This window comes from Enterobacter sp. GER_MD16_1505_Eko_090, from assembly GCF_003331015.1.
GTDB lineage: Bacteria > Pseudomonadota > Gammaproteobacteria > Enterobacterales > Enterobacteriaceae > Enterobacter > Enterobacter roggenkampii.
The window spans coordinates 139,626-145,811 of sequence record NZ_PUQF01000015.1 but is presented as its reverse complement, the minus strand read 5'-3'; the positions used below and the strand labels follow the sequence as shown (position 1 = coordinate 145,811).

Annotated in this window: 4 protein-coding genes; all 4 read left to right on the top strand. The window is 55.2% G+C overall.

Annotated features, from left to right (window positions below):
- Nucleotides 1–253: 253 nt before the first annotated feature.
- The 4 genes from metA (at nucleotide 254) to aceK (ending at nucleotide 6,179) form a co-directional block, all read left to right on the top strand.
- Entirely contained in the window at nucleotides 254–1,183 is a 930-nt protein-coding gene (gene metA, locus C6A40_RS17655; RefSeq protein WP_008503405.1) for a homoserine O-acetyltransferase MetA, read from the top strand.
- Nucleotides 1,184–1,453: 270 nt separating this feature from the next.
- Nucleotides 1,454–3,055 carry a malate synthase A gene (gene aceB, locus C6A40_RS17650; protein ID WP_045335119.1) on the top strand — a complete coding sequence of 534 codons (1,602 nt, stop codon included), beginning with the start codon at nucleotides 1,454–1,456 and terminating at the stop codon, nucleotides 3,053–3,055.
- 31 nt (nucleotides 3,056–3,086) lie between these two features.
- On the top strand, nucleotides 3,087–4,391 hold the full coding sequence (gene aceA / locus C6A40_RS17645; protein WP_008503407.1) for an isocitrate lyase: 1,305 nt from the start codon (nucleotides 3,087–3,089) through the stop codon (nucleotides 4,389–4,391).
- Nucleotides 4,392–4,442: 51 nt separating this feature from the next.
- A complete protein-coding gene (gene aceK / locus C6A40_RS17640) occupies nucleotides 4,443–6,179 on the top strand; it encodes a bifunctional isocitrate dehydrogenase kinase/phosphatase (RefSeq protein ID WP_045335121.1) in 1,737 nt (578 codons plus the stop codon).
- Nucleotides 6,180–6,186: the final 7 nt, after the last annotated feature.

The window sequence follows — 6,186 nt, the reverse complement described above, 5'->3', positions numbered from 1 at the left end:
CTCAGAAGTGAAACGCCGTAGCGCCGATGGTAGTGTGGGGTCTCCCCATGTGAGAGTAGGGAACTGCCAGGCATCAATTAGAAGAACCCCGTACCGAAAGGTGCGGGGTTTTTTGCTTTTGTTTTTCTTCCTCTCCCTCTCCCTGAAACTTTCTCACCTTCGCCTTGCAGACTCGACATTCCGATCATTTCTGGGTATCGTTAGCTGTCTGGATGTCTAAACGTTTATACGTATGCTGTGAGGATATAAAGCTATGCCGATTCGGGTGCAGGACGAGCTACCAGCCGTCAATTTCTTGCGTGAAGAAAATGTCTTTGTGATGACGACTTCACGTGCGACAGGTCAGGAAATTCGCCCGCTGAAGGTGCTTATTCTCAATCTGATGCCCAAAAAGATCGAAACAGAAAACCAGTTCCTGCGTCTGCTGTCGAACTCCCCGCTGCAGGTTGATATTCAGCTGCTTCGGATCGACGCCCGTGAGTCACGCAATACGCCTTCTGAGCACCTGAACAACTTCTACTGCAACTTTGATGACATTCAGGGTGAAAACTTCGACGGACTGATTGTGACCGGCGCGCCGCTGGGCCTGGTGGAATTTAACGATGTCGCTTACTGGCCGCAGATCAAACAGGTGCTGGAATGGGCAAAAGATCACGTCACGTCCACGCTGTTTGTCTGTTGGGCGGTACAAGCCGCACTGAATATTTTGTATGGCATCCCCAAGCAAACCCGCACTGAAAAGCTCTCCGGCGTATACGAACACCATATTCTCCATCCCCATGCGTTGCTGACGCGCGGGTTTGATGATTCTTTCCTGGCTCCGCATTCCCGCTACGCTGACTTCCCGGCCCAGCTGATTCGTGATTACACCGATCTGGAGATCCTGGCCGAAACGGAAGATGGGGACGCTTACCTGTTTGCCAGTAAAGATAAGCGCATTGCCTTTGTGACCGGACATCCTGAATACGATCCGCACACCCTTGCGTCAGAGTATTTCCGTGATGTCGAAGCGGGTCTGAACCCGGATGTCCCGTACAACTATTTCCCGAAAGACGATCCGCAAAACAAACCGAGAGCGACCTGGCGCAGCCACGGGAATTTGCTTTTTACTAACTGGCTCAACTATTACGTCTACCAGATAACACCATACGATCTGCGTCACATGAACCCGACGCTGGAGTAATCGTCTGCACTAAACGATCCTAAAGCGTTTCAGCTATTCAAATCAGGCACCTTCGGGTGCCTTTTTTATTTCCGAAATGCCACTCACCGTTCGATCCAACTTTAATCTCAATGAAATCAATCAATTAATCATAATTAATAATTAAAATGGAAATTGTTTTTGATTTTAGAAAAAATAGAGATAGTCTTAATTCTGCTGAGCGAAAACTACCCAACGATCTTTCGTTCGCGTCGGGAGCGTGATTTTGGATCTTTGATGAGGAGCAGAGTAATGACTCAACAGGCAACGACGGTCGATGAACTGGCCTTTACCCAGCCGTATGGCGAGCAAGAACAGCAAGTATTAACGGCAGAAGCGGTAGAATTTCTGACTGAACTGGTGACCCGCTTTACGCCGCAGCGCAATAAGCTGCTGGCGGCACGTATTCATCAGCAGCAGGAAATTGATAACGGCAAGTTGCCTGGTTTTATTTCGGAAACTGCTTCCATTCGTCGTGGCGAGTGGAAAATCCGCGGCATCCCTGAAGATTTACAGGATCGTCGCGTTGAGATCACCGGTCCGGTAGAACGCAAAATGGTGATCAACGCCATGAACGCCAACGTTAAAGTCTTTATGGCCGATTTTGAAGACTCGCTGGCACCGGACTGGCGTAAGGTCATCGAGGGGCAGATCAACCTGCGCGACGCCGTAAACGGCACCATCAGCTATACCAATGAAGCCGGCAAAATATACCAGCTCAAACCGAACCCGGCGGTGCTGATCTGTCGCGTGCGCGGCCTGCACCTGCCCGAAAAACATGTCACCTGGCGTGGAGAAGCCATTCCAGGAAGCCTGTTTGATTTTGCCCTCTATTTCTTCCACAACTACAAAGCCCTGCTGGCGAAAGGCAGCGGCCCGTATTTCTACCTGCCTAAAACGCAGGCCTGGCAGGAAGCAGCCTGGTGGAGCGAGGTCTTCAGCTATGCGGAAGATCGTTTCAACCTGCCGCGCGGCACCATCAAAGCCACCCTGCTGATTGAAACGCTGCCCGCCGTATTCCAGATGCATGAAATCCTGCATGCGCTGCGCGACCACATTGTCGGTCTGAACTGTGGACGCTGGGACTATATTTTCAGCTACATCAAAACCCTGAAAAATTATCCCGATCGCGTGCTCCCCGATCGTCAGGTTGTCACCATGGACAAACCGTTCCTGAGCGCCTATTCGCGTCTGCTGATCAAAACCTGCCACAAGCGCGGTGCCTTTGCGATGGGCGGCATGGCAGCCTTTATCCCGAGCAAAGACGCAGAGCGCAACAATCAGGTGCTCATCAAGGTGAAAGCCGACAAAGAGCTTGAAGCACGTAACGGCCACGACGGGACGTGGATCGCCCATCCGGGTTTGGCCGATACGGCGATGGAGGTCTTTAACCGCGTGCTCGGCGACAACAAAAACCAGCTGTTTGTCACCCGTGAAGATGATGCACCAATCGCAGAAGAACAGCTGCTGGCGCCGTGCGCGGGCGAACGGACGGAAGAGGGCATGCGTGCCAATATTCGCGTCGCGGTGCAGTACATCGAAGCGTGGATCTCCGGCAACGGCTGCGTGCCGATCTACGGCCTGATGGAAGATGCTGCGACGGCGGAGATCTCACGTACCTCAATCTGGCAGTGGATCCACCATCAAAAAACGCTCAGCAACGGCAAGCCGGTGACCAAGACCCTGTTCCGCCAGATGCTGGCCGAAGAGATGCGGGTGATCCAGGACGAACTGGGCGAACACCGCTTCAGCAGCGGGCGTTTTGACGACGCTGCCCGCCTGATGGAGCAAATCACCACATCAGATGACTTAATCGACTTCCTGACCCTGCCGGGCTACCGCTTCCTGGCGTAACTCACCACATAACAATATGGAGCATCTGCACATGAAAACCCGTACCCAACAAATCGAAGAATTAAAGAAAGAGTGGACACAACCTCGCTGGGAAGGCATCCGCCGCCCGTACAGCGCGGAAGACGTGGTGAAATTACGCGGCTCGGTCAATCCGGAATGTACGCTGGCGCAAAATGGCGCGGCGAAAATGTGGAAGCTGCTGCACGGTGGCTCTAAAAAGGGCTACATCAACAGCCTCGGCGCGCTGACCGGCGGTCAGGCGCTGCAGCAGGCGAAGGCCGGTATTGAGGCTATCTACCTCTCCGGCTGGCAGGTCGCGGCGGACGCCAACCTGGCCTCCAGCATGTACCCGGATCAGTCGCTCTATCCGGCTAACTCCGTGCCGTCGGTCGTGGATCGGATCAACAACACCTTCCGTCGTGCGGATCAGATCCAGTGGGCGGCGGGCATCGAACCTAACGATCCGCGCTTTATTGACTATTTCCTGCCGATCGTTGCAGATGCGGAAGCGGGCTTCGGCGGCGTGCTGAACGCCTTCGAGCTGATGAAATCGATGATTGAGGCCGGTGCAGCGGCCGTTCACTTCGAAGATCAGCTGGCGTCAGTGAAGAAGTGCGGACATATGGGCGGTAAGGTGCTGGTTCCTACACAGGAAGCGGTGCAGAAGCTGGTTGCCGCGCGTCTGGCTGCTGACGTGCTCGGCGTGCCGACGCTGGTCATTGCCCGTACCGATGCGGACGCGGCTGACCTGATCACCTCTGACTGCGATCCGTACGACAGCGAGTTCATCACCGGCGAGCGCACCAGCGAAGGGTTCTATCGTACCCATGCGGGTATTGAGCAGGCGATCAGCCGCGGTCTGGCGTACGCGCCGTACGCGGATCTGGTCTGGTGTGAAACCTCCACGCCGGATCTGGCGCTGGCAAAACGCTTTGCCGACGCCATTCATGCGAAGTACCCGGGCAAACTGCTGGCCTACAACTGCTCGCCGTCCTTTAACTGGCAGAAAAAGCTGGATGACAAAACCATCGCCAGCTTCCAGCAGCAGCTGTCCGACATGGGCTACAAATACCAGTTCATTACGCTGGCAGGCATCCACAGCATGTGGTTCAACATGTTCGACCTGGCGCACGCCTATGCGCAGGGTGAGGGCATGAAGCACTACGTTGAGAAGGTGCAGCAGCCGGAATTTGCGGCAGGCAAAGACGGTTACACCTTCGTGTCTCACCAGCAGGAGGTGGGCACCGGCTACTTTGATAATGTGACCACGATTATTCAGGGCGGCACCTCCTCCGTCACCGCCTTAACGGGTTCAACGGAAGAAGCACAGTTCTAATCTTTTCCCCCTCTCCCCCCTGGGGAGAGGGTTGGTGGTGAGGGGGAATATATGTCGCGTGGCCTGGAATTACTGATTGCCCAAACTATTTTGCAGGGCTTCGATGCCCAGTATGGTCGTTTTCTGGAAGTAACCTCCGGCGCCCAGCAGCGCTTCGAACACGCAGACTGGCATGCGGTTCAGCAGGCCATGAAGCAGCGTATCCATCTTTATGACCACCACGTGGGTCTGGTGGTGGAGCAGCTGCGCTGTATTACCGACGGTAAAAGTCCGGACGCGGAATTTTTACTGCGCGTAAAAGAGCATTACACCCATCTGTTACCCGACTACCCGCGCTTCGAGATTGCTGAGAGTTTTTTCAACTCCGTCTATTGCCGGTTATTTGACCACCGCTCATTATCTCCTGAGCGGTTATTTATCTTCAGCTCCCAGCCCGAGCGGCGCTTTCGTACCATTCCGCGTCCGCTGGCGAAAGATTTCTTTCCCGAGCACGGATGGGAAAAGCTCCTGCACCGCGTGCTGACGGATTTGCCGCTGCGTCTGCCCTGGGAGAATAAAGCCCGGGATATCGGGTATATCCACGCCCATCTCAAAGAAGCATTCGGCGCGGAGGTGCTCAGCCACAGCCATTTGCAGGTGGCCAACGAGCTTTTCTACCGCAATAAAGCCGCCTGGCTGGTGGGCAAACTGGTTACGCCGACGGCTATTGTGCCGTTTCTGCTGCCCATTCATCGTACCGACGACGGGGAACTGTTTGTTGATACCTGCCTGACTACCAGCGCCGAGGCCAGCATTGTGTTTGGCTTCGCCCGTTCCTATTTTATGGTGTACGCTCCGCTGCCCGCCGCGCTGGTGGAGTGGCTGCGCGAGATCCTGCCGGGCAAAACCACGGCCGAGCTGTATATGGCCATTGGCTGCCAGAAGCACGCTAAAACGGAAAGCTACCGGGAGTACCTGCGCTATGTCACCACGGCCGATGAGCAGTTCATCGAAGCGCCCGGCATTCGCGGCATGGTGATGCTGGTGTTTACGCTGCCGGGCTTCGACCGGGTCTTTAAGGTGATTAAGGACAGTTTCGCGCCGCAGAAAGAGATGACCGCCGCGCACGTCCGCGCCTGCTACCAGCTGGTTAAGGAGCACGACCGCGTCGGGCGCATGGCGGATACTCAGGAATTCGAAAACTTTGTGCTGGATAAGCAGCAGATCGATCCGGCACTCATGGCACTTTTACTGCAGGAAGCGCCCGCCAAAATCACCGATCTTGGCGACAAAATCGCGATCAGCCATCTCTACATTGAACGACGCATGGTGCCGCTGAATATCTGGCTGGAGCAGTCCGACGGTCAGGCTTTAAGAGATGCGATTGAAGAGTACGGCAACGCGATTCGCCAGCTTGCCGCCGCCAATATCTTCCCGGGCGATATGCTGTTCAAAAACTTCGGCGTCACCCGTCACGGACGGGTAGTGTTCTACGATTACGACGAAATTTGCTACATGACCGAGGTGAACTTCCGCGATATCCCACCGCCCCGCTACCTGGAAGATGAGCTTTCCAGCGAGCCGTGGTACAGCGTTTCGCCGGGCGATGTGTTTCCCGAAGAGTTTCGCCACTGGCTCTGCGCCGATCCGCGCATCGGGCCGCTATTCGAAGAGATGCATGCCGATCTGTTCCGCGCCAGCTACTGGCGGGGACTGCAAACGCGGATCAAAAACGGGCACGTGGAAGATGTGTACGCTTACCGCCGCAAGCAGCGGTTTTGCATCCGGTTTTCAGAGGGCATCATGTAGGCCGGGT